Here is a 23,805-nt window from a genome sequence, read left to right as displayed (position 1 = left end):
GAAAGCCGTAGCATCTATCCAGAACGATCGGTCAATAACTCGTTCGGGTGACAGCGGCGTCAGGCGCCGCCGACCGCCGTCGGCAGCGCGAGCCGGTGCTCGCCCGCGTACACGTTCATCGATGTGCCGCGCAGGAAGCCGACCAGCGTGAGCCCCGCCTCGTCCGCCAGGTCCACGGCCAGCGAGGAGGGCGCCGAGACCGCGGCCAGCACCGGGATCCCCGCCATGACCGCCTTCTGCGCCAGTTCGAAGGACGCCCGGCCGGAGACCAGCAGCACGGCCCCGGACAGCGGCAGCCGCCCCTGCTGGACGGCCCGCCCGACCAGCTTGTCCACCGCGTTGTGGCGGCCCACGTCCTCCCGTATGTCTAGCAGTTCGCCCTCCGGCGTGAACAGCGCCGCCGCGTGCAGCCCGCCGGTGCGGTCGAAGACGCGCTGGGCGGCGCGCAGCCGGTCGGGCAGGGCGGTCAGGGTCTCCGGGGTGATGCGGACCGGGGCGTGGCCGTCGTCCGGCTCGTCCAGCCGCCAGCGCGCCGTCGTGCGGACGGCGTCCAGGCTGGCCTTGCCGCACAGACCGCACGACGAGGTCGTGTAGACGTTGCGTTCGAGGGTGATGTCGGGGACGGGCACGCCCGGGGCGAGCTTCACGTCCACCACGTTGTAGGTGTTGGAGCCGTCCTCGGTCGCGCCCGCGCAGTAGACGATGTTCGCCAGTTCGTCCGCGCTGCCGAGCACGCCCTCGCTCACCAGGAATCCGGCGGCCAGCGCGAAGTCGTCGCCCGGCGTGCGCATCGTGATCGCCAGCGGCTTGCCGTTCAGCCGGATCTCCAGCGGCTCCTCGGCCACCAGGGTGTCCGGGCGGGTGCTGACCGCCCCGTCCCGGACGCGTGTGACGCGGCGTCGCTCAGTGACCCGTCCCATGTCGATCAGTCCCGGTTCTGTGCGTGGTTGCGTGCGTGCTGGGTGGTGGCCTCATTGTGCTGCACGTGGGTCTGAGACCGTAGCCCCGGTGTGCGTAAACTGTAGACAATAACCAATCCGGGAATCCGGCCGACACCGATCCACAGGGGGCGCGATGCTGTCCAAGGGACTGCCGCAGGGCGCGGTGCCAAGGCTGGAGCGGCCCGGGCCGCTGCGCGAGCGCGTCTACGAGGCGCTGCTCGAACTCATCACCACCCGTGCCCTCCGCCCCGGCCAGCACCTCGTCGAGAGCGAACTGGCGGGCCACCTCGGGGTCTCCCGGCAGCCGGTGCGCGAGGCGCTGCAGCGGCTCAACACCGAGGGATGGGTCGATCTGCGCCCGGCGCAGGGCGCGTTCGTCCACGAGCCCACGGAGGACGAGGCCGATCAGCTCCTCACCGTCCGCACCCTGCTGGAGGCCGAGGCCGCGCGGCTGGCCGCCGCGGACGCGGGGCCGGAGGGGGTCGCGGCGCTGGAGGAGGTGTGTGCCACCGGTGAACGGGCGGTCCTGGAGGACGACGTCGACGGCGCCGTGGCCGCGAACGCCGAATTCCATGCCACGGTGATGGCGCTCGCCGGGAACGCGGTGCTGGCGGACCTGGCCGCCCAGGTGCACCGCCGGGTCCGCTGGTACTACACCCCGGTGGCCCGGCAGCGCGGCAAGCAGTCCTGGACCGAGCACCGTGAGCTGATCGACGCCATCGCCGCGCGCGACGAACGACGCGCCACGGAGATCATGCGCGCGCACACGGAGCACACGCGCCACAGCTACCACGAGCGCCCCCACGACTGACCGCGCCTTCGAGGGCTTGGGTATTCAGCGGCGGGTGCCGTCCATGCGGTCGACCGCCTCCTTGGCCTCCTTGAGATCGGCGTCCGTGATCTCGCGGTACTCCTTGATGGCCTGGATCTTCTTGTTCTCGCGCAGCAGCGCGGTCACCCGCTCCATGCCCGGTTCCTCCTGACGCACGCCCAGGTGGTCGAGGATGAGATCCGCCTTGCGCTCCAGCCGGGCGGCCCGGCGCTCCATGCGCTTGAGGCGGGATTCCAGGCCGCCGTAGATCACGATGACGGCTACGAGGGTGGCGAAGCTCGCTATTTCCATGATCGGCATGCTAGCGGGTGGTACCGACGGCGGCTGACGGAAAATCGCCCCTGGCTGCCCGTAAGTTTGTCCTTCCACAGGAGAAAGTCCGCGTGGATTGCGGCGCAAGTTCTTCCCACCCCCGACAACCGCTGCTACGTTCCCCGTGAAAGCCCGACCATGTGCATGCCGATGACGGCGGGAGGGGCGGCGTGAGGCGCATGACGGCACGACCCGCGAACGCGCATCAGGCCCGGCTGCTCCGCCTGTTGCGTGACGGCGGTCCCAACTCCCGGGCTCAGCTGGGCGATCAGATCGACCTCTCACGTTCCAAGCTCGCCGTCGAGATCGACCGGTTGCTGGAGACCGGCCTGGTGGTCGCCGACGGACTCGCCGCCTCACGGGGCGGGCGCCGCTCGCACAACATACGGCTCGCGCCAGCCCTCCGGCTGCTCGGCGTCGACATCGGCGCCACGTCCGTCGACGTGGCCGTGACCAACGCGGAACTGGAGATTCTCGGCCACCTCACCCAGCCCATGGATGTCCGCGAGGGCCCGGTCGCGGTGTTCGAGCAGGTCCTGGCCATGGCCGCCAAGCTCCGCGCCTCCGGCGTCGCGGAGGGGTTCGACGGCGCGGGCATCGGAGTGCCGGGCCCCGTCCGGTACCCCGAGGGCGTGCCCGTCGCACCGCCGATCATGCCGGGCTGGGACGGCTTCCCCGTACGGGAGGCACTCAGCCAGGAACTGGGCTGCCCCGTCATGGTCGACAACGACGTGAACCTCATGGCCATGGGGGAGCAGCACGCCGGGGTCGCCCGCTCCGTCAAGGACTTCCTCTGCGTCAAGATCGGCACCGGTATCGGCTGCGGGATCGTGGTCGCCGGTGATGTCTACCGCGGTACGACCGGCAGCGCGGGCGACATCGGGCACATCCAGGCCGAGCCCGACGGCCGCCCCTGCGCGTGCGGCAACCACGGCTGCCTGGAGGCCTACTTCGGCGGCGCGGCCCTCGCCCGCGACGCCGAGGCCGCCGCCCGCGACGGCCGCTCCGGCGAACTCGCCGCGCGGCTGGAGGCGGCGGGGCACCTCGCCGCCACGGACGTCGCGGCGGCGGCCTCGGCCGGCGACGCCGCCGCCCTCGAACTCATCCGCGAGGGCGGCATGCGCACCGGTCAGGTCATCGCCGGTCTCGTCAGCTTCTTCAACCCGGGCCTGGTGGTGATCGGCGGCGGCGTCACCGGCCTCGGCCACACGCTCCTGGCCGCCATCCGCACCCAGGTCTACCGCCAGTCCCTTCCGCTCGCCACCGGCAACCTCCCCATCGTGCTGGGCGAACTGGGCCCCGCCGCGGGGGTCACCGGCGCGGCCCGACTGATCAGCGACCACCTCTTCTCCCCGGCCTGACCCACCCCTACGGCCCGCCGTCGTCGGCGTGGTCCGTACCGAGGCACAGCGCGCAGCACGTGTGAACCCACGGACGTGTCTCTCCCCGACCCCGCCCCTCCCCGAACCGGGACCCCACCCCGGCCCCCGGCCCCCCGCATTCCGATCCCGGGCCGGGCGCCCCGGGCATCCGGTGGCGTGGGCCCGCGCTTTCGGTGAGCCGGCCGCCCGGAGTCCGCCGGGGCACCTGCCGCAGGTGGGCGCCGTGGCTCCGGCACCGGCAGCCCCTCCGGCGATGGAGGAGCGGGGGCCGGGCCCCGGGCCGGGGAGGGGCGGGGTGGGGAAGAGCACCGTACGCAGCACCAGCCGCAGCCCGCCACAGCGACCCGCCCGAGGAGACTCGCCATGGCACCACCCGATCCGCAACAGTCGGCCCCGCCACCGCCCCCGCTGCTCACCATGTCCGGCATCACCAAGTCCTTCCCCGGCGTACGGGCCCTCGACGGCGTCGACCTCGACGTTCAGGCGGGGGAAGTCCATTGCCTCCTGGGGCAGAACGGCGCGGGCAAGTCCACGCTGATCAAGGTGCTGGCCGGGGCCCACCAGCCGGACGGCGGGGAGATCGTCTGGCAGGGCGCACCGGTCGCCCTGAAGTCACCCGTCGCCGCCATGCGCCTCGGCATCGCCACCATCTACCAGGAACTCGACCTCGTAGAGGGCCTGTCCGTGGCGGAGAACATCTTCCTCGGCCACGAGCCCGCCACCGCCGGCTTCGTACGGTCCCGGGCCGCCCGGGCCACCGCCGCCGAGCTGCTGGCCCGCCTCGGCCACCCCGAGATCGACCCGCGCCGCCTGGTGGGCGAACTCTCCGCCGCCGCACAGCAGATCGTGTCCATGGCCCGCGCCCTCTCGCACGACGTACGGCTGATCGTCATGGACGAGCCGTCCGCCGCGCTCGACCCCGACGAGGTCGACAACCTCTTCCGTATCGTCGGCGACCTCACCACCGGCGGCGTGGCGGTCGTCTACATCTCGCACCGGCTGGAGGAGATCCGCCGCATCGGCGACCGCGTCACCGTGCTGAAGGACGGCCGCGCCGCCGCCCGTGGGCTGCCCGCCCGTACGACGTCCACCCGCGACATCGTCGCGCTCATGACGGGGCGGGACGTCGAGTACGCGTTTCCACGCCGTACGGTGAGCAACACCGCGCAGGAACCCCTGCTGCGGCTCGAAGGGCTGGCCAGGGCCGGGGAGTTCGAGCCGGTCGACCTCGACCTGGCGCCCGGCGAGATCGTAGGGCTCGCCGGACTCGTCGGCTCCGGCCGATCCGAGATCCTGGAGACCGTCTACGGCGCCCGCCGCCCCACCGCGGGACGCGTCCTCGTCGACGGCCGCCCGCTGCGCCCCGGCAGCGTGACCGCCGCCGTGCGCGCCGGGCTCGGGCTGGCGCCGGAGGAGCGCAAGGCGCAGGCGCTGCTGATGCTGGAGTCCATCACCCGTAACGTCTCCGTCTCCTCCCTCGCCCGCTTCTCCCGGGCCGGATGGCTGGACCGCGGCGCCGAGCGGGACGCGGCCCGCCGGAGCGTGCGCGATCTGTCGCTGCACCCGGACGACCCGGAGCGCCCGGTGCGCACGCTGTCCGGCGGCAACCAGCAGAAGGCGGTGCTCGCGCGCTGGCTGCTGCGCGGCTGCCGGGTGCTGCTGCTGGACGAGCCCACCCGCGGGGTGGACGTCGGCGCCCGCGCCGAGCTGTACGCGGTGATACGACGCCTCGCCGACGACGGCATGGCGGTGCTGCTGGTCTCCAGCGAGCTGCCCGAAGTCCTCGGCCTCGCCGACCGGGTGCTGGTGCTCCGCGAGGGGCGCGTCGTCCATACGGCGCCCGCGGGCGAACTGGATGAGCACCGCGTCCTCGATCTCGTGATGGAAGGGAGTCCGTCGTGCTGAACTCACCCGGAGGCGCAGACACGGGCGCAGACACGGGCGCCGACGCCGTGCCCGGCGCCGGGGCCACACTGACGAAGGCGGCCGGGCCCGCCCCCGGCCCACCGGCCAAAGCAGGCGGCGGCCTCAGACGCCTCGCCGACCTCCGCAACCTCTCCCTCCTCGGCGTGCTCGCCGCCCTCGCCGTCGTGGGCGCCATCACCAAGCCCGACGAGTTCCTGAGCACCGGCAACCTGCAACTCGTCCTCACCCAGGCGTCCGTCATCGGTGTCGTCACGGTCGGCGTGACCTTCGTGATCACCAGCGGCGGCATCGACCTGTCCGTCGGCGCGATGGTCGCGCTCGCCTCGGTCTGGGCCACCACGCTCGCCACCCAGGACTACGGGTTCGGCGGCATCCTGCTGTGCGCCGTGCTCGTGGGGCTCGGCTGTGGCCTGGTCAACGGTGTGCTCATCGCGTACGGCGGCCTGGTCCCGTTCATCGCCACCCTCGCCATGCTGGCCTCCGCGCGCGGCCTCGCGCTCCTGATCAGCGACGGCAAGACGCAGGTCGTCAACGTCAAGCCGGTCCTGGACCTCGGGCTCCGCGACTCCTACGTACTGGGCATCCCACCCCTGGTGATGATCTTCGCCGCGGCCACGGTCCTCGGCTGGCTGCTGCTGGGCCGTACGACCTTCGGCCGGCGCACCGTCGCCATCGGCGGCAACCCGGAGGCGGCCCGGCTCGCGGGCATCGACGTACGGCGCCAGCGGCTGCTGCTGTACCTGCTGTCCGGGCTGTGCTGCGGCATCGCCGCGTTCATGCTGGTCGTCCTCACCGGCTCCGGCCAGAACACCAACGGCAACCTGTACGAACTCGACGCCATAGCCGCCGCCATCATCGGCGGCACCCTGCTCAGCGGCGGCCGCGGCACCATCACCGGCTCCGTGCTCGGCGTCCTCGTCTTCACCACCATCACCAACCTCTTCGCCCTGAACAACCTCCAGAGCGATGTCCAGCAGATCGCGAAGGGCGCCATCATCGTCGCCGCCGTCCTGGTACAGAAGGGTCGTTCGACGTCATGAAACACACCGTCATGAACCACACCCCGGGAAACCCCACCAGCCGCAGACACCTGCTCCTGGGCACCGCCGCGGCGGGCGCGCTGTTCGCGGCCGGCTGCACCAGCAACGAGAACAACGACAGCGGCGACGAGGGCAAGCAGCCCGCCGGCGCCGCCGACACCAAACCCGGCAAGAAGGTCACCGTCGGCTTCGCCGGGCCGCAGGCCGACCACGGCTGGCTCAACGCCATCAACGAGCAGGCCAAACGGCGCGCCAAGGAGTACGAGGACGTCAAGCTGGTCAGCACGGAGGGCTCCAACGACACCGCCCAGCAGATCGGGCAGATCGAAACCCTCATCAACAAGAAGGTCGACGTCCTGGTCATCCTGCCCGCCGACGGCAAGGCGCTCACCCAGGTCGGGCTGAAGGCCATGGAAAAGGGCATCCCCGTCGTCAACCTCGACCGCGTCTTCGCCTCCCCGCAGGCGTACCGCTGCTGGATCGGCGGCGACAACTACGGCATGGGGCTCAACGCCGGCCGCTACATCGGCGAACAGCTCAAGGGCAAGAAGAACGCCAAGGTGGTGGAGCTGGCCGGGCTGGACAACCTGGAGCTGACCCGCCAGCGCACGGCCGGTTTCGACGCCGCCCTCAAGAACTACCCCAACATCAAGAAGGTCGGCCGCCAGGCCGCCGAATTCACCGTCGAGTCCGGCCAGTCGAAGATGGCCCAGCTGCTCCAGGCCCACTCGAGCTTCGACGCCCTGTGGAACCACGACGACGACCAGGGCGTCGGCGCCGAACGCGCCATCCAGCAGGCCGGGCGCGACGACTTCCTGATGGTCGGCGGCGCGGGCGCCAAGCGCGCCATGGACGCCATCAAGGCCGACAACACCGTCCTCAAGGCCACCGTCCTGTACCCGCCGACGATGGCCGCCTCCGCCATCGACCTGGCCCGCGCGCTCGGCCAGGGCAAGGGCGTCGGGGGCCTTGCCGAGCTGGAGATCCCCGCCTCGCTCACCCTCTACTCGGCCGTCGTGACCAAGGACAACGTGGACCAGTACCTGCCCACGGGATTCAGCTAGGCCCCGTCTCCACCAATCGCCTTCCCGCCGCGATCTGAGAGGAGCCACATGGAACACCCCGAAGCACACACCGTTGGCGTCGGCATGGTCGGCTACGCCTTCATGGGCGCCGCCCACTCCCAGGGCTGGCGCACCGCGGGCCGCGTCTTCGACCTCCCCCTCCGCCCGGCCATGGCCGCCATCTGCGGCCGCGACCCGGACGCCGTCCGCGCCGCCGCGGACAAACACGGCTGGGCGGCCGCCGAGACCGACTGGCGCGACCTGATCGCCCGGGACGATGTGCAGCTGGTCGACGTCTGCACCCCCGGCGACAGCCACGCCGAGATCGCGATCGCCGCGCTGGAGGCCGGTAAGCACGTGCTGTGCGAGAAGCCCCTCGCCAACTCGGTCGCCGAGGCGGAGGCCATGGCCGCCGCCGCACGCCGGGCGCGCGCCCGCGGACAGCGCACGATGGTGGGCTTCAACTACCGCCGTACGCCCGCGACCGCGCAGGCCCGCCGCATGGTGGCCGAGGGCCGGATCGGCGTCCTGCGCCACGTACGGGTCACCTACCTCCAGGACTGGCTCCTGGATCCGGAATTCCCCCTGGTGTGGCGGCTGCGCCGGGAGCTGGCGGGCTCCGGCGCGCTCGGCGACCTCGGGGCGCACATCGTGGACCTCGCGCAGTACCTGGCGGGGGAGCGGCTGGTCGGCGTCTCGGCGCTCACCGAAACCTTCGTACGGGAACGCCCGCTCGTCCCCGAGGGGCCGGGCGCGGCGCCCGCCCTCGGCCCGGTGACGGTCGACGACGCGGCCCTGTTCACCGGCCGCCTCGCCTCCGGCGCCCTGGCGTCCTTCGAGGCCAGTCGCTTCGCCGCCGGGCGCAAGAACTCGCTGCGCATCGAGCTGAACGGCGATCACGGCTCGCTCGCCTTCGACCTCGAACGGCTCAACGAGCTGTCGTTCCACGACCACACCGCACCCGCCGCCGACTCCGGCTTCCGCCGCATCCTGGTCACCGAACCCGAACACCCCTACCTGGAGGCCTGGTGGCCCCCGGGCCACGCCCTCGGCTACGACCACACCTTCGTCCACCAGGCGCGCGACATGGTGCACGCCATCGCCACCGGAACCGACCCCGAACCGTCCTTCGAGGACGGGCTCCAGGTGCAGCGGGTGCTGGCCGCGGTCGAGGACAGCGCCGAGAAGAACTGCGTCTACACACCCGTGCCCGCCTGAGGAGAGTCCCGCATGCCCAGACCCTTCACCCTCTTCACCGGCCAGTGGGCGGACCTGCCGCTGGAGGAGGTCTGCCGCCACGCCCGCGACTTCGGCTACGACGGCCTCGAACTCGCCTGCTGGGGCGACCACTTCGACGTCACCCGCGCGCTCGGCGAGCCCGGCTATCTCGACGGGCGCCGGGAACTCCTCGACAAGTACGGCCTCCAGTGCTGGGCCATCTCCAACCACTTGATGGGCCAGGCCGTCTGCGACCACCCCATCGACGAACGCCATCAGGCCATCCTCCCCGCCCGCATCTGGGGCGACGGCGACGCCGAAGGCGTACGGCAGCGGGCCGCCGCCGAAATGGCGGACACGGCCCGCGCCGCGGCCGCCTTCGGGGTACGCACCGTCATCGGCTTCACCGGCTCGTCCATCTGGCACCTGGTCGCCATGTTCCCGCCGGTGCCGCCCGGCATGATCGACCGCGGCTACGAGGACTTCGCGACGCGCTGGAACCCCATCCTGGACGTCTTCGACGACGAGGGCGTCCGCTTCGCCCACGAGGTCCATCCCAGCGAGATCGCGTACGACTACTGGACGACCCACCGCGCCCTGGAAGCCGTCGGCCACCGCCCCGCCTTCGGCCTCAACTTCGACCCCAGCCACTTCGTCTGGCAGGACCTCGACCCGGTCGGCTTCCTGTGGGACTTCCGCGACCGGATCTACCACGTCGACTGCAAGGAGGCCCGCCGCCGCCTCGACGGCCGCAACGGCCGCCTGGGCTCCCACCTCCCCTGGGGCGACCCCCGCCGCGGCTGGGACTTCGTCTCCGCGGGCCACGGCGACGTGCCCTGGGAGGACGTCTTCCGCATGCTGCGCTCCATCGCGTACGACGGCCCGATCTCGGTGGAGTGGGAAGACGCCGGCATGGACCGCCTGACCGGCGCCCCCGAGGCCCTGCGCCACCTGAAGTCCTACGACTTCGACCCTCCGACGGCTTCCTTCGACGCCGCCTTCGGCGGCGACTGAGCCGCCACGGCCGGCCTGAGGGAGGGCCCCGCCACGCGGCGGAGCCGCATACCGGATGCTGCGGGAAGGCGCGGGGTGGGGGAACAGCCCCGCGCCGACCCCAGCGGCTTTGTCCTGCTCGCGGACCAAGCCAACCCAGCATGTGTCAAAGGGGTTTCCGAACCGGACAAACCCCGCTACCGTCCTTGAGATGTACCGGTCACATGGGGCCCCTCACCCCGAGCCGGTTCACCGAACGGCGCGACGGCGCGCGCCTGTGCCAGGTCGGGCGGTCAACGGCCCCCCGTCCGTACACCCCCTCTTTTCCCGGAGGATCAGCGTGCACAGGAAACGGCATGGACTGCGCGGCTCCCTCGCGCTCCTCACGAGCTCCCTGCTCGTGGGCGCGGGGCTCGCGTTCACCGCATCCCCACCCGCGGGAGCGGACCAGGCAGCGGAGAGGTTTCAGCAGGTCACGCTCGCCAAGGGCGCGGCCGAGACCGGTGAGCCCATGTCGCTCGCCGTCCTCCCCGACCGCTCGGTGCTGCACACCTCCCGCGACGGTACTCTCCGCCTGACCGACGCGGGCGGCGAGACCAAGGTGTCCGGCAAGCTCCCGGTCTACTCGCACGACGAGGAAGGGCTCCAGGGCGTCGGCATCGACCCCGGGTTCCAGGAGAACCGCGCCATCTACCTCTACTACGCACCACCGCTGGACACCCCCGCGGGCGACGCCCCCAACGAGGGCACGGCCGCCGACTTCGCGAAGTTCGACGGCGTCAACCGCCTCTCCCGCTTCACCCTCAACACCGACGGCACCCTGAACACCGGCAGCGAGAAGAAGGTCCTCGACGTCCCCGCCTCCCGCGGCATCTGCTGCCACGTCGGCGGCGACATCGACTTCGACGCCGCCGGCAACCTCTACCTCTCCACCGGTGACGACTCCAACCCGTTCGCCTCCGACGGCTTCACCCCCATCGACGAGCGCCCGAACCGCAACCCCGCCTACGACGCCCGGCGCTCCGCGGGCAACACCAACGACCTGCGCGGCAAGATCCTCCGTATCAAGGTCGCCGCGGACGGTTCGTACACCATCCCGGACGGCAACCTCTTCGCGCCCGGCACGGAGAAGACCCGTCCCGAGATCTACGCGATGGGCTTCCGCAATCCGTTCCGGATGAACATCGACAAGCCGACCGGCACGATCTACGTGGGCGACTACGGACCGGACGCGGGCGCCGCCGACCCCGAGCGCGGCCCGGCGGGCATGGTGGAGTTCGCGCGCGTCACCAAGCCCGGCAACTTCGGCTGGCCGTACTGCGTCGGCGACAACGAGCCGTACCGCGACTACGACTTCGCCACCGGCACCTCCGGCCCGGCCTTCGACTGCGCCGCGCCGAAGAACACCTCGCGGTACAACACCGGGCTGACCGATCTGCCGCCCGCCCAGCCCGCCTGGATCCCGTACGACAACGACTCCGTGCCCGAGTTCGGCACCGGCTCCGAGTCGCCGATGGGCGGCCCGGTCTACCGTTACGACGCCTCGCTCGACTCGCCGGTCAAGTTCCCGGGAAGCTACGACGGGGACTTCTTCGCGACCGAGTTCGGCCGCCAGTGGATCAAGCGCATCGAGCAGGGCGCCGACGGCACCGTGGAGAAGATCAACGACTTCCCGTGGACCGGCACCCAGGTGATGGATTCCGCCTTCGGCCCGGACGGTGCGCTGTACGTCCTGGACTACGGGCTCAGCTGGTTCGGCGGCGACGAGCACTCCGCGCTCTACCGCATCGAGAACGCCACCGACGGGTACTCACCGATCGCCGAGGCGGCCGCCGACCGTACGTCCGGCAAGGCGCCCATGAGGGTCGCGTTCAGCTCGGCGGGCACCGCCGACGCCGACGGCGACACGCTCACGTACCGCTGGGACTTCGGCGACGGCCACACCTCCACCGCCCCCAACCCCACCCACCGGTACACCAGGAACGGCACCTACACCGCCACCGTCACCGCCAAGGACCCCTCCGGCCGCAGCGGCAGCGCGAGCGTGCACCTCACGGTCGGCAACACGGCCCCCAAGGTGACGCTGCAACTGCCCGGCGACGGCCAACTGTTCACCTTCGGCGACGAGGTGCCGTTCAAGGTGAAGGTGACCGACCCCGAGGACGGGACCATCGACTGCGGCAAGGTCAAGGTCACCCATGTCCTCGGCCACGACAGCCACGGCCACCCCATCACCTCGGCCACCGGCTGCTCCGGAACCCTCAAGACCAGCGCCGACAGCGAGCACGACCCCAACGCCAACATCTTCGGGGTCTTCGACGCCGAGTACACCGACAACGGAGGGGGCGGCCAGCCGTCGCTGACCACCCACGATCAGAACGTCGTCCAGCCCCGCCACCGCCAGGCCGAGCACTACGGCAAGTCCCAGGGCGTCGACGTCATCAACCATGCCCCGGCCAACGGCGGCAAGACGGTCGGCAACATCGACAACGGCGACTGGATCGCGTTCACCCCGTATCTCCTGGGCAACGCCAAGGACTTCACCGCACGCGTCTCCTCCGCGGGCGCGGGCGGCACCCTCGAGGTGCGCGCCGGCTCCCCGACCGGGCAGCTGCTGGGCCGGGCCACCGTGCCGGTGACCGGCGGCTGGGAGACGTTCCAGGACGTCAGGACGCCGCTGCGGAAGCCCCCGACCCATACCACCACGCTCTACCTCGTCTTCAAGGGCGGTGCGGGAGCGCTGTACGACCTGGACGACTTCACCATCGGCACCGGCTGACCGCCGCGGCCCGGTCCCGGGGCGGCACGCCCGCCCCGGGACCCGGGCCGCACCCGGAGGAAGGAGTACCCGCCATGCCCCCGCACCCCCGTCGCTCCAGACCCGCGCACCGCTTCCGGTTCCGCTTCCCCCTCCTGCGTACGTCCGCCGTGGCCGCGCTGCTGCTCGCCGCCACGGTCCTCCCCCCGGCGGCGGCCACCGCCTCCTCGGCGCCGCCCGGCGACCGCGTCCTTGTCTTCTCCAAGACGGCCGCCTACCGCCACGACGCCATCCCCGACGGCATCGCCGCCATCCGCGAACTCGGCGCCCAGCACGGCTTCGCCGTCGACGCCACCGAGGACGCCACCGCCTTCACCGGCGCCAACCTGGCCCGCTACGACGCCGTCGTCTTCCTCTCCACCACCGGCGACATCCTCGATGCCAAGCAACAATCCGCCTTCGAGCGCTACATCCGGGCGGGCGGCGGATACGCCGGGGTGCACGCGGCCGCCGACACCGAGTACGACTGGCCGTTCTACGGCGGTCTCGTCGGCGCGTACTTCCGCACCCACCCCGCCATCCAGCAGGCCACCGTCGCCGTCGAGGACCGCGCCCACCCGGCCACCGCGCACCTGGGCGCGGCCTGGCAGCGCACCGACGAGTGGTACGACTACCGCAGCAACCCGCGCGACCGGGCCCACATCCTCGCCACCCTCGACGAAACGTCGTACAAGGGCGGCGCGATGGGGGAGGACCACCCCATCTCCTGGTGCCAGGACTACCGCGGCGGCCGCGCCTTCTACACCGGCCTCGGCCACACCAAGGAGTCCTACGCCGACCCCGCCTTCCGGCAGCACCTGCTCGGCGGCATCCGCTACGCCACCGGTGCTCTTCAGGCCGACTGCCGCCCGGAGCGCGGCTACCAACCCCTGTTCGACGGCACGTCGGTGGCGGGCTGGAAACAGGCCGGCCCCGGCGGCTTCACCCTCGACCGGACCACCGGAACGCTCACCTCGACGGGCGGCATGGGCATGCTCTGGTACGAGGCGCGCGAGCTGAGGTCGTACTCGCTGAAGCTGGACTGGCGGATGGCCGGGGACACCGGGGACGACAACTCCGGCGTCTTCGTCGGCTTCCCCGCCTCCGACGACCCCTGGTCCGCGGTCGACCGCGGCTACGAGATCCAGATCGACGCGACGGACGCCCCGGAGAAGACCACCGGCGCGGTGTACGGCTTCCAGTCCGCCGACCTCGCGAAGCGGGACGCGGCGCTGAACCCGCCGGGGGAGTGGAACACGTACGAGATCCGGGTGCGGGGCGAACGGCTCCAGGTCTGGCTCAACGGCGTACGGATCAACGACTTCACCAACCAGGACCCGGTGCGCAGCCTGCGCGACGGCTACGTCGGCATCCAGAACCACGGGGACGGCGACAAGGTCGCGTTCCGCAACATCCGCGTCAAGAACCTGCCGTCCTGACCCCCCCGTCCTGATCGCCCATCCTGACCGGCCCTGATCGGCCGCCCAACGGCCCGAGGGGAGCCGTAGGGCGGCATCGGGCGGCGGGGAGGAGTACGCCGCCTCCTCCCCGCCGCCGCGGCCCCTACCGCCACCGCCTACCTGCGAATCCGCGTAACCGCCACCCGGGAGGCAGCCAGTGACCACCGGCCCCGACACCACCCACCTCCACCCTCACCGCACCGGCATATGGCTCATCGGCGCGCGCGGATCGGTCGCCACCACCGCCGTCGCCGGGTGCGCGGCCGTCGCGGCGGGGCTGCAGCCCGCGACCGGGATGGTGACCGAGACCGCGCCGTTCGCGGACACCGGTCTGCCCGCGCTCGGCGATCTGGTCTTCGGTGGCCACGACACCGCCACCACCCCGCTCCCCAAGCGCGCCGAGGCGCTGGTGGCCGACGGGGTGCTGCCGTACGGGCTGCCCGACGCCGCACGCGCCGAACTCGCGGCCGCCGACGACGCGATCCGCCCCGGGGGACCGCAGCACGGCGACACCCGTGACGACGAAGAGCTGATCGCGGCCTTCGCCCACGACCTCGCCGACTTCGTCCGTACGCACCGCCTCGCCCGGGCCGTCGTCGTCAACGTCGCCTCCACCGAACCCGCCGCCCCCACCTCCGGCGGCGACCGGCTGCCGCCCAGCTCCCTCTACGCCTCCGCCGCCCTCCGCGCCGGATGCCCGTACGTCAACTTCACGCCCTCCACCGGGCTGCACCACCCCCGCCTGCGCGCCGAGGCCGCCCGCGCCGGGCTGCCGTACGCCGGGCGCGACGGCAAGACGGGGCAGACGCTGCTGCGGTCCGTGCTCGCGCCGATGTTCGCCCAACGGGCGCTGCCCGTACGGGCGTGGTCCGGCACCAACTTGCTGGGCGGCGGCGACGGCGCCGCGCTCGCCGACCCCGCCGCCGCGGCCGTGAAGAACGCGGGCAAGGCGCGGGTCCTCTCCGACACCCTCGGTGAACTCCCGGACGGCGAACTGCACATCGACAACGTGCCGGCGCTCGGCGACTGGAAGACCGCCTGGGATCACGTCGCCTTCGACGGCTTCCTCGGCTCCCGTATGGTCCTCCAGACCATCTGGCAGGGCTGCGACTCGGCCCTCGCCGCGCCGCTCGTCCTCGACCTGGCCCGCCTCACGGCCCGCGCCCACGAGGCGGGTCTTTCGGGGCCGCTCACCGAACTCGGCTTCTACTTCAAGGACCCGGACGGCGGCCCGTCCGGCCTCGCCGACCAGTACGCGGCCCTGACCGGTTTCGCGGAGCGGCTGCGCCGGGGGCGCGCATGACGCCGCCCCAAGGCCGGGCCTGGGCGGAACTCCTCCGCATCTCGGCCCTGTTCACCGTCCCCGGCGACGCCTTCGCGGGCGCGGCGGCCACGCGGACCGCCCCGAACCGCGGGACCGCGCTCGCCGTGGGCGCGTCGCTGTGCCTGTACGAGGCGGGCATGGCGCTCAACGACTGGGCGGACCGCGACATCGACGCCGTCGAACGCCCAGGCCGCCCCCTGCCGTCGGGCCGCATCACCCCCGCCGCAGCCCTGACCGCCGCGACGGGCCTGACGGGGGCGGGGCTGGTGTGCGCGGCACTGGCGGGCCGCCGGGCCCTCGCCACGGCCGCGGCGCTGGCGGGCACGGTGTGGGCGTACGACCTGGGGCTGAAGAACACCCCGGCGGGCCCTTACGCGATGGCCACGGCCCGCTCCCTGGACCTCCTCCTGGGCGCCACGGCCACCACCCCCACGCGCGTCCGACACGCCCTCCCCCCGGCCGCCCTCCTGGGCGCGCACACCCTCGCCGTGACGGCGGTCTCCCGCCACGAGGCAACGGGCGGCTCGTCGAAGACCCCCCTGGCAGCCCTGGCCACCGCCACGGCAATCGCCTGGACGGCCACAAGAACCCGCCCAGCGGAAGGTCCCACGGCCGGTGCCCGGTCGACAGCCATGGCGATGGCTACGGCAGCCGCCCCGCGGCGCGGCTCGCCCTCCAGCCGTGCGGCCCTGCGGCGCTTGGCCGCGGTGGCGATGGGTGCCGCCTCGCCAGGGCGTGCTGCGGCGACCGGCCCCCGTCCGGGGCCCACGGCCGGCCTCCGGGCGGCGGCCGACTTGCGACCAGGCTTGACCCGCGCGCTCGCCCGGCGACCCGCCGCGCGCAGACCGGACCGCGCCGCGTCACCCAGCCCGCAGGCCGCCCGCCCCCGCCCCCTCATCCCCGCCGCGCTCGCCGCCACCTACCTCGGGACCGCCGCACGGCCCCTCGCACACGCCGCGCTCAATCCCTCCCCCCACCTCCTCCAGCGCGCCGTCGGGGGCGGCATCCGGGCGATGATCCCGCTTCAGGCCGCGCTCGCCGCGCGGGTCGGGTCGGGGCGGGTCGGGGTGGGGCTCCTCGCGTTGGCGCCCGTCGCGCGGCGACTGTCCAGAAAGGTCAGCCCGACATGAGCAACCTCCGCTTCGCCTACGGCACCAACGGCCTGACCGACCTCCGGCTCGACGACGCCCTCGCCCTGCTCGCCGACCTCGGCTACAACGGGGTTTCGCTCACGCTCGACCACATGCACCTCGACCCTCTCGCCCCGGATCTGGCCGCTCGTACGCGCCGCGTCGGGCAGCGGGTGGCCCGGCTCGGGCTCGGTGTCGCCGTCGAGACCGGGGCCCGGTACGTGCTCGACGCGGGCCGTAAGCACCACCCCACGCTCCTCGATCCAGACCCCGAGGCCCGCGGCTCCCGCGTGGATCTGCTGCTGCGCGCCGTGCGGGTGGCCGCGGAGCTGGGGGCGCACGCGGTGCACTGTTTCAGCGGTACGCGACCGCCGGGCACCGACGAGGACACCGCGTGGCAGCGGCTCGCCGACGCCCTCCAGCCCGTGCTGGAGGCCACCACATCCGCGGGCGTGCCCCTGGCCGTCGAGCCCGAGCCGGGGCATCTGCTGGGCGATCTCGCCGGGTTCCACCGGCTCCGCGAGACGCTGGGCGATCCGCCCGCGCTCGGGCTGACGCTCGACATCGGCCACTGCCAGTGCCTGGAGCCGGAGCCGCCCGCCGAGTGCGTCCGGGCGGCCGCGCCGTGGATACGGCATGTGCAGATCGAGGACATGCGGCGCGGCGTGCACGAGCATCTGCCGTTCGGGGAGGGCGAGGTGGACGTCCCGCCGGTGCTGGCGGCCCTGCACGCGACGGGCTACCGGGGCCTGGTCGGCGTCGAGCTGCCCCGCCACTCGCACGCCGGGCCCGGACTGGCCCGCTCCTCCCTGGCGTACCTCAAGGCCGCGGAGCGAACGGCCACCCAGGGAGGTGTCCGGTGCTGAGCACGGGCCTGTGCGCCTCCGTACGCGACCAACTGGACGGCGAAGCGCGCGCCTGGCTGGACCGGGCCCTCGCCGAGGCGGCCAAGGAGGGCCCCACCCCCACCTGGGAGGCGGACTTCGCCGCGGCGGCCCGCCGCACCCGCTCCGGCCACGAACTCGCCGACGCCACCCGCGTCCTGCTCCTCCACGCGGCCCGCCCCGACGCGCCCACGCTCACCCGGCTCTACGCGCACGGGACGGCGGCCGAACGCCGGGCCGTCCTCCTCGCCCTCACCGACCTCGGCCTCGGCCCGGACGCCCTCCCCCTGGTCGAGGACGCCCTGCGCACCAACGACACCCGCCTCGTGGCCGCCGCCGTCGGCCCGTACGCGGCGCGCCATCTCGACGCGCACGGCTGGCGGCAGGCCGTACTGAAGTGCCTGTTCACCGGGGTGCCCCTGGACGCCGTGGCCGAGTGGCCGGCCCGTGCCCGGGGCGACGCCGAGCTGGCCCGCATGCTGACCGCCTACGCGCACGAACGCACCGCCGCCGGGCGGGACGTGCCCCCGGACCTGACCCGCGTCCTGGCCCACACCACCCCCGAGGCGACCCCCGAGGAGCCCTGATGCGCATCTTCGACCCGCACATCCACATGACCTCCCGCACCACGGACGACTACGAGGCCATGTACGCCGCGGGCGTGCGCGCCCTCGTCGAGCCGTCCTTCTGGCTGGGGCAGCCCCGCACCTCGCCCGCCAGCTTCTACGACTACTTCGACGCCCTCCTCGGCTGGGAACCCTTCCGCGCCGCACAGCACGGCATCGCCCACCACTGCACGCTCGCCCTCAACCCCAAGGAGGCCAACGACCCCCGCTGCCTCCCCGTCCTGGAGGAGCTCCCGCGCTATCTCGTCAAGGACGGTGTGGTCGCCGTCGGCGAGATCGGCTATGACGCGATGACCCCCGCCGAGGACACCGCGCTCGCCGCGCAGCTCCAGCTCGCCGCCGACCACGGGCTGCCCGCCCTCGTGCACACCCCGCACCGCGACAAGGCCGCGGGCCTGGCCCGCACGCTCGACGTCGTCCACGAATCCGCCCTCCCCACCGACCGCGTCCTGCTCGACCACCTCAACGAGACCACCGTAAAGGCGGCCACCGACAGCGGCTGCTGGCTCGGCTTCTCGATCTACCCGGACACCAAGATGGACCCGGACCGCATGGTGCGCGTGCTGCGCGAGTACGCCACCGAACGGGACCGCATCCTGGTGAACTCCGCCGCGGACTGGGGCCGCAGCGATCCGCTGAAGACGCGCCACGTCGGCGAGGCGATGCTGGCGGCGGGCTTCACCGACGACGACGTCGACCAGGTGCTGTGGCGCAACCCGGTGGCGTTCTACGGGCTCAGCGGGCGGCTGGACCTCGACGTCGAGGAGACCCGCCCCCAAGCCACCCACGAGGGGAACTCCATCCTCCGCGGCGCTCCTGTCACCACAGAAGGCCGGTGACCCATGCGCTTCCGCCACCCCGACGGCTCCACCGTCCACCTGGCCTACTGCACCAACGTCCATCCCGCCGAAGACCTCGACGGCGTCGTGGACCAGCTCCGCCACCACTGCGAGCCGGTACGCCGCCGCCTGGGCCGCGACCGGCTCGGCATCGGCCTGTGGCTGGCCCGCGACGCCGCCCGCACCCTGACCGCCGACCCGGCCGCCCTCCGCCGGCTGCGCACCGAACTCGACCGCCGCGGCCTGGAGGTCGTCACCCTCAACGGCTTCCCCTACGAGGGATTCGGCGCCGAGGAGGTCAAGTACCGCGTGTACCGGCCGGACTGGACGGAGGCCGAGCGGCTGACGCACACCGGCCACCTGGCCCGGCTGCTGGCCGCCCTGCTCCCGGACGACGTCACCGAGGGCAGCGTCTCGACTCTCCCGCTCGCCTGGCGCACCCCGTTCGACCCCGCCCGGCGGCAGGCCGCGCTCGGCCACCTCACCACGCTCGCCGCACGGCTCGACGCGCTCCAGGACCTCACCGGCCGCTCGATCCGCATCGGCCTGGAACCCGAGCCGGGCTGCACCGTCGAGACCACCGCCCAGGCCATCGACGCGCTGACCGCGCTCCCCGAGGGCCCACCTCGGCACCGCATCGGCCTCTGCCTGGACACCTGCCACCTCGCCACGCAGTTCGAGGACCCGCAGACCGCCACCGCCGCCCTCACCGCGGCCGGTGTCCCCGTCGTCAAGGCGCAGCTGTCGGCCGCGCTGCACGCCGAGGAGCCGCACCGCCCCGCCGTACGCACCGCCCTGGCGGCGTTCGCCGAGCCGCGCTTCCTGCACCAGACCCGTACCCGCACCCCCGATCACGGCGTACGGGGCACCGACGACCTCGACCAGGCCCTCGCGCCGGGCGGGCTCGACACCACCGCCCCCTGGCGCTCCCACTTCCACGTGCCGCTGCACGCCCCGCCCGAGCCGCCGCTCACCTCCACCCTCCCCGTCCTCACCGACACCCTCGCCCACCTGGTCGGCGGCCCGGCGCCGCTCACCCGCCACCTGGAGGTCGAGACGTACACCTGGCAGGCGCTGCCGCCCGAGCTGCGGCCCCGCAACCGCGACCGGCTGGCCGACGGCATCGCCGCCGAACTCGCCCTGGCCCGCGACCTGCTGACCGACCTCGGCCTCAAGGAGCTGCCGTGAGCACTCCACGGAAACCGGCCCCCCTCCTCGTCCTCGACGTCGTCGGCCTGACCCCGCGCCTCCTCGCCCACATGCCCCGGCTGCGCGCCCTGGCCGACTCCGGTTCGTACGCCCCGCTCGGCACCGTGCTGCCCGCCGTCACCTGCGCCGCCCAGTCGACGTTCCTCACCGGCGCGACCCCCGCCGAGCACGGCATCGTCGGCAACGGCTGGTACTTCCGCGAACAGGGCGACGTCCTGCTGTGGCGGCAGCACAACGGCCTGGTCGGCGGCGACAAGCTGTGGGACGCGGCCCGCCGCGCGCACCCCGGCTACACGGTCGCCAACATCTGCTGGTGGTACGCGATGGGCGCGGACACCGACATCACCGTCACCCCGCGCCCCGTCTACTACGCCGACGGCCGCAAGGAGCCCGACTGCTACACCCGGCCGCCCGCCCTGCACGACGAACTCACCGCCGCCCACGGCACCTTCCCCCTGTTCCACTTCTGGGGCCCGGGGGCAGATCTGGTCTCCTCCCAGTGGATCATCGACGCGACGCGCCACATCCTGCGCCACCACCCCACCGACCTCACCCTCACCTACCTCCCGCACCTCGACTACGACCTCCAGCGCTACGGCCCCGACGACCCCCGCTCGCACGCCGCCGCGACGGCCCTCGACACCGCCCTCGGCCCGCTGCTGGACGACGCGCGGGCCCGGGGCCGCACGGTCGTGGCGCTGTCCGAGTACGGCATCACCCGGGTGTCCCGCCCCGTGGACATCAACCGGGCGCTGCGCCGCGCCGGGCTGCTGGAGGTGCACACCCAGGACGGCATGGAGTACCTGGACCCGGGCGCCTCCCGGGCCTTCGCCGTCGCCGACCACCAGCTCGCGCACGTCTACGTACGCCGCGCCGAGGACCTGGCCGCCACCCGGGCCGCCCTCGACGGCCTGCCCGGCCTCGCCGAACTCCTGGACGACGAGGGGAAGAAGGCGCACGGCCTGGACCACCCCCGTGCCGGGGAACTGGTCGCGGTGGCCGAGCCGGACGCCTGGTTCACGTACTACTACTGGCTGGACGACGCCCGCGCGCCGGACTTCGCCCAGCTGGTGGACATCCACCGCAAGCCCGGCTACGACCCGGCCGAACTCTTCCTCGACCCGGTCGATCCGTATGTGCGGGTCAAGGCGGCCACCGCCCTGGCCCGCAAGAAGCTCGGGATGCGCTACCGGATGGCCGTCGTCCCGCTCGATCCGTCCCCGGTGCGCGGCAGCCACGGCCGGCTGCCGGACCGGGACGAGGACGGGCCCGTCCTCATCTGCTCCCGCCCGGACGCCGTACCCGGCCGGGTGGCCGCCACCGACGTCAAATCGCTGCTCCTCCGCCTCGCCGGTCTCGACCACACCTGAGCCCCAACCGACAGGAGACACCCACGTGAAGAGCGCCCACCACCCGGAACTCGCCGCCGCCCTCGGCCGCCGCGGATTCCTCGGCGTCGCCGCCGGAGCCACCGCCGCCACCCTGCTCAGCACGACCACCGCCCACGCCACCACACAGGCCACCACCAGCGGGAAGCGCGACCCGATCGTCCCGCGCGGCCACCTCGGCATCCAGCTCTACACCCTCCGCGACCAGGTGCAGTCCATCGGCTTCGCCCGCGTCTTCGAGGAACTGGCGGCCTACGGCTACGACCAGGTGGAGTTCGCCGGATACACCCAGGGGCCGGCGGGCGCCCTCACCCTCAAGCAGCTCAAGCGGCTGCTGCGGGACAACGGGCTGCGCGGCATCGGCAGCCACGTCGGCTACTACTCCGACGACCCGAACGCCTACACCTTCGCCACCAACCTCACCAAGGTGCTGGACGAGGCCCAGGCCCTCGGCCTGCCGCACATCGGCACCGCGTCCGGCCCCTGGCGCTACGGCACGACGGTCGACGGCTGGAAGCGCTGCGCCGAGGACTTCAACACCTACGGCGCGGCCGCGAAGGCACGCGGGATGAAGTTCTACCAGCACAACCACGCCGAGGAGTTCTCCTTCGCCACCGACCGGCCGGACGTCCGCCTCTACGACGTCCTCCTCGCCGAGACCGACCCGGAGCTGGTCCACCTGGAGATGGACATCTACTGGGCGTACGTCGCCCAGCACCGCTTCGGCAAGAGGGCCGACGGCACCCCGGCACCGTTCGAACCGCTCGACTACGTCCTGCGCGACCCGGACCGCTATCCGCTGTTCCACGTCAAGGACGGCGAGCGCGACGACACCGTCCCCGACGGCTACCGGATGGTGGACGTCGGGGACGGTGACATCGACTACGTACGGTTCCTCTCCAAGGTCGGCAAGACCCCCGGGGGACGCCGGAACCACGACTGGATGGTGGAGCACGACAACCCGGCCAACTCGCTCACCACCGCCCGCCGCTCCGCCCACTATCTGCGCACCGGGCGCTGCGGCGACTGACCGTGCTTCCCGCGCTCGTCAGACCGCCTCGCGGCTGATCGGCTGTGGGTTCGGGGCGATGTCCCGGACCCGTGGCCGGCCCGGCTGCCGCAGCAGCAGGGCGACCGCGGCCGCCAGCATGGAGATGCCGCCGGCGAGCGCGTACGCCCCGTCGTAGCCCCAGTCGTCGACCACCATCGAGCCGAGCCCGCCGCCGAACAGCCCGCTGATGAGCTTTCCGCTGTAGACCAGGCCGTAGTTGGTGGCGTTGTAGTTCTCGCCGAAATAGTCCGGGGTCAGGGTCGCGAACATCGGGTAGAAGGCGCCGCCGCCGAATCCGGAGAGGAAGGCGAAGAACAGGAACAGCCACTCACTGCGGATGTTGCCCGCCCAGATCACCCCGAACTGGGCGAGGCCCAGCACCACGATGACGAACACCAGGGTCGTCTTGCGCCCCCAGAAGTCCGAGAGCCAGCCCACGACCCCGCGGCCCACGCCGTTGATGACCGACATGATGCCCATCGAGGAGGCCGCGACCAGCGGGCCGAAGCCCACTTCCTTGGCGTAGTCGACCTGGAAGGAGATGCCGAAGATGGACACCCCGGCGGTCAGCACCAGCGAAAGCCACATCAGGGGCAGCATGCCCGACCTGATGGCCTCCTTGGGGGTGTACTGACGCACCGCGGGCGGATTCTTCGCCAGGCTCTTCGCGCTCTTGGCGTTGCCGCCGAAGGTGAACGGATCGATGTGCGCGGGCCACCAGTTCTTGGGCGGGTCCTTGAAGAACCAGCCGCAGACGGCGACGACGGCCAGCACATAGACGCCGATGAAATCGAGCACCTCATGGTAATTGCCGGTGTCGAACCAGTAGTTGAAGATGAAGATGAAGGGCAGCGAGCCATAGGCGAAGCCGCCGTTCACAAAGCCCGTCTTCGCCCCGCGCCGCTCCGGGAACCACTTGCCCACCATGTTGACGCAGGTGGCGTAGACGAGCCCGGAGCCGAGCCCGCCGATGACGCCGAAGCCGCAGATCGCGGCGAAGACGTCGTCCAGATGCGATAAGGCGAGGAAGCCGATGAGGCAGAGCCCCGCCCCGGTCAGCGTCGCCCGGCGGGCGGTCAGAATACCCCTCTCCCGCAGCCAGCCCGCCGGAAAGGCGATCCCGGCCTGGAAGAAGACCCAGACGCTGAGGATCCAGAAGGTGTTGCTCTGGGTCCACCCGTGGGCCTCGGAGAGCGTGTCCTCCGCGGAGCCGTACGCGTACTCGGACACGCTGATGGCCATCATGGCGATCCACGGCAGATACACCATCAGCTTCCGGTTGAAGCCGAGGATGTCGCGGTCCGTCTCGCCGACGCGGTACGCGCGCCCCTTGCTGTCCTGTATTTCCCGGAAGGCGACCATTCCTTCCGGTGGTTCTCCCTTGCTCAT

Annotated in this window: 20 protein-coding genes; 17 read left to right on the top strand and 3 right to left on the bottom strand. The window is 72.5% G+C overall.

Features of this window, described 5'->3' with window-relative positions:
* Positions 1-59: 59 nt before the first annotated feature.
* Complete coding sequence (gene fdhD / locus ACH4SI_RS07340) at positions 60-920, bottom strand: formate dehydrogenase accessory sulfurtransferase FdhD (RefSeq protein ID WP_398293558.1); 861 nt, start codon at positions 918-920, stop codon at positions 60-62.
* A 154-nt stretch (positions 921-1,074) separates the two neighbouring features.
* Here fdhD and ACH4SI_RS07335 point away from each other — a divergent pair, with 154 nt between their 5' ends.
* Positions 1,075-1,752 (top strand): GntR family transcriptional regulator, encoded by a 678-nt coding sequence (locus ACH4SI_RS07335; protein ID WP_398293556.1) that lies wholly within the window; start codon positions 1,075-1,077, stop codon positions 1,750-1,752.
* A 24-nt stretch (positions 1,753-1,776) separates the two neighbouring features.
* On the opposite strand, the gene ACH4SI_RS07330 is transcribed toward ACH4SI_RS07335, so the two are convergent.
* The gene (locus ACH4SI_RS07330; RefSeq protein WP_398293554.1) at positions 1,777-2,064 is read right to left on the bottom strand and encodes a ribosomal protein L7/L12; all 288 of its coding nucleotides are present in this window, start codon (positions 2,062-2,064) and stop codon (positions 1,777-1,779) included.
* 200 nt (positions 2,065-2,264) lie between these two features.
* On the opposite strand from ACH4SI_RS07330, the gene ACH4SI_RS07325 reads away from it, so the two are divergent.
* The 16 genes from ACH4SI_RS07325 (at position 2,265) to ACH4SI_RS07250 (ending at position 22,395) form a co-directional block, all read left to right on the top strand.
* Positions 2,265-3,446 carry an ROK family protein gene (locus ACH4SI_RS07325; RefSeq protein ID WP_398293552.1) on the top strand — a complete coding sequence of 394 codons (1,182 nt, stop codon included), beginning with the start codon at positions 2,265-2,267 and terminating at the stop codon, positions 3,444-3,446.
* Positions 3,447-3,830: 384 nt separating this feature from the next.
* Positions 3,831-5,372, top strand: a complete 1,542-nt coding sequence (locus tag ACH4SI_RS07320) for a sugar ABC transporter ATP-binding protein (RefSeq protein WP_398293550.1) — start codon at positions 3,831-3,833, stop codon at positions 5,370-5,372.
* Between the two features lie 68 nt (positions 5,373-5,440).
* Positions 5,441-6,433: an ABC transporter permease gene (locus tag ACH4SI_RS07315; protein WP_398293953.1), complete on the top strand. Its 993-nt coding sequence runs from the start codon at positions 5,441-5,443 to the stop codon at positions 6,431-6,433.
* Positions 6,430-7,497: a substrate-binding domain-containing protein gene (locus ACH4SI_RS07310; RefSeq protein WP_398293548.1), complete on the top strand. Its 1,068-nt coding sequence runs from the start codon at positions 6,430-6,432 to the stop codon at positions 7,495-7,497. The genes ACH4SI_RS07315 and ACH4SI_RS07310 overlap by 4 nt, the downstream gene beginning before the upstream one ends.
* Positions 7,498-7,545: 48 nt before the next feature.
* On the top strand, positions 7,546-8,715 hold the full coding sequence (locus ACH4SI_RS07305; RefSeq protein ID WP_398293545.1) for a Gfo/Idh/MocA family protein: 1,170 nt from the start codon (positions 7,546-7,548) through the stop codon (positions 8,713-8,715).
* A gap of 12 nt (positions 8,716-8,727) precedes the next feature.
* Positions 8,728-9,729: a sugar phosphate isomerase/epimerase family protein gene (locus tag ACH4SI_RS07300; RefSeq protein ID WP_398293543.1), complete on the top strand. Its 1,002-nt coding sequence runs from the start codon at positions 8,728-8,730 to the stop codon at positions 9,727-9,729.
* 319 nt (positions 9,730-10,048) lie between these two features.
* Positions 10,049-12,487 carry a PQQ-dependent sugar dehydrogenase gene (locus ACH4SI_RS07295; protein WP_398293541.1) on the top strand — a complete coding sequence of 813 codons (2,439 nt, stop codon included), beginning with the start codon at positions 10,049-10,051 and terminating at the stop codon, positions 12,485-12,487.
* 74 nt (positions 12,488-12,561) lie between these two features.
* The gene (locus ACH4SI_RS07290; RefSeq protein ID WP_398293539.1) at positions 12,562-13,944 is read left to right on the top strand and encodes a ThuA domain-containing protein; all 1,383 of its coding nucleotides are present in this window, start codon (positions 12,562-12,564) and stop codon (positions 13,942-13,944) included.
* Positions 13,945-14,122: 178 nt separating this feature from the next.
* On the top strand, positions 14,123-15,268 hold the full coding sequence (locus ACH4SI_RS07285; RefSeq protein ID WP_398293536.1) for an inositol-3-phosphate synthase: 1,146 nt from the start codon (positions 14,123-14,125) through the stop codon (positions 15,266-15,268).
* A complete protein-coding gene (locus ACH4SI_RS07280) occupies positions 15,265-16,419 on the top strand; it encodes an SCO3242 family prenyltransferase (RefSeq protein WP_398293534.1) in 1,155 nt (384 codons plus the stop codon). Before ACH4SI_RS07285 ends, ACH4SI_RS07280 begins: the two co-directional genes overlap by 4 nt.
* A complete protein-coding gene (locus ACH4SI_RS07275) occupies positions 16,416-17,285 on the top strand; it encodes a sugar phosphate isomerase/epimerase family protein (RefSeq protein WP_398293532.1) in 870 nt (289 codons plus the stop codon). The genes ACH4SI_RS07280 and ACH4SI_RS07275 overlap by 4 nt, the downstream gene beginning before the upstream one ends.
* Positions 17,279-17,890 carry an EboA domain-containing protein gene (locus tag ACH4SI_RS07270; protein ID WP_398293530.1) on the top strand — a complete coding sequence of 204 codons (612 nt, stop codon included), beginning with the start codon at positions 17,279-17,281 and terminating at the stop codon, positions 17,888-17,890. The genes ACH4SI_RS07275 and ACH4SI_RS07270 overlap by 7 nt, the downstream gene beginning before the upstream one ends.
* The gene (locus tag ACH4SI_RS07265) at positions 17,890-18,768 is read left to right on the top strand and encodes a TatD family hydrolase (RefSeq protein ID WP_398293528.1); all 879 of its coding nucleotides are present in this window, start codon (positions 17,890-17,892) and stop codon (positions 18,766-18,768) included. The genes ACH4SI_RS07270 and ACH4SI_RS07265 overlap by 1 nt, the downstream gene beginning before the upstream one ends.
* Before the next feature lie 3 nt (positions 18,769-18,771).
* The gene (gene eboE / locus ACH4SI_RS07260) at positions 18,772-19,956 is read left to right on the top strand and encodes a metabolite traffic protein EboE (protein ID WP_398293526.1); all 1,185 of its coding nucleotides are present in this window, start codon (positions 18,772-18,774) and stop codon (positions 19,954-19,956) included.
* On the top strand, positions 19,953-21,347 hold the full coding sequence (locus tag ACH4SI_RS07255; RefSeq protein WP_398293524.1) for a nucleotide pyrophosphatase/phosphodiesterase family protein: 1,395 nt from the start codon (positions 19,953-19,955) through the stop codon (positions 21,345-21,347). Before eboE ends, ACH4SI_RS07255 begins: the two co-directional genes overlap by 4 nt.
* Positions 21,348-21,372: 25 nt before the next feature.
* Positions 21,373-22,395: a sugar phosphate isomerase/epimerase family protein gene (locus tag ACH4SI_RS07250; protein ID WP_398293522.1), complete on the top strand. Its 1,023-nt coding sequence runs from the start codon at positions 21,373-21,375 to the stop codon at positions 22,393-22,395.
* Between the two features lie 18 nt (positions 22,396-22,413).
* On the opposite strand, the gene ACH4SI_RS07245 is transcribed toward ACH4SI_RS07250, so the two are convergent.
* On the bottom strand, positions 22,414-23,805 hold the full coding sequence (locus ACH4SI_RS07245) for an OFA family MFS transporter (RefSeq protein WP_398293520.1): 1,392 nt from the start codon (positions 23,803-23,805) through the stop codon (positions 22,414-22,416).

This window comes from Streptomyces sp. NPDC021212 (assembly GCF_044332925.1).
Lineage (GTDB): Bacteria > Actinomycetota > Actinomycetes > Streptomycetales > Streptomycetaceae > Streptomyces.
This window is presented reverse-complemented; position numbering and strand designations above follow the sequence as displayed.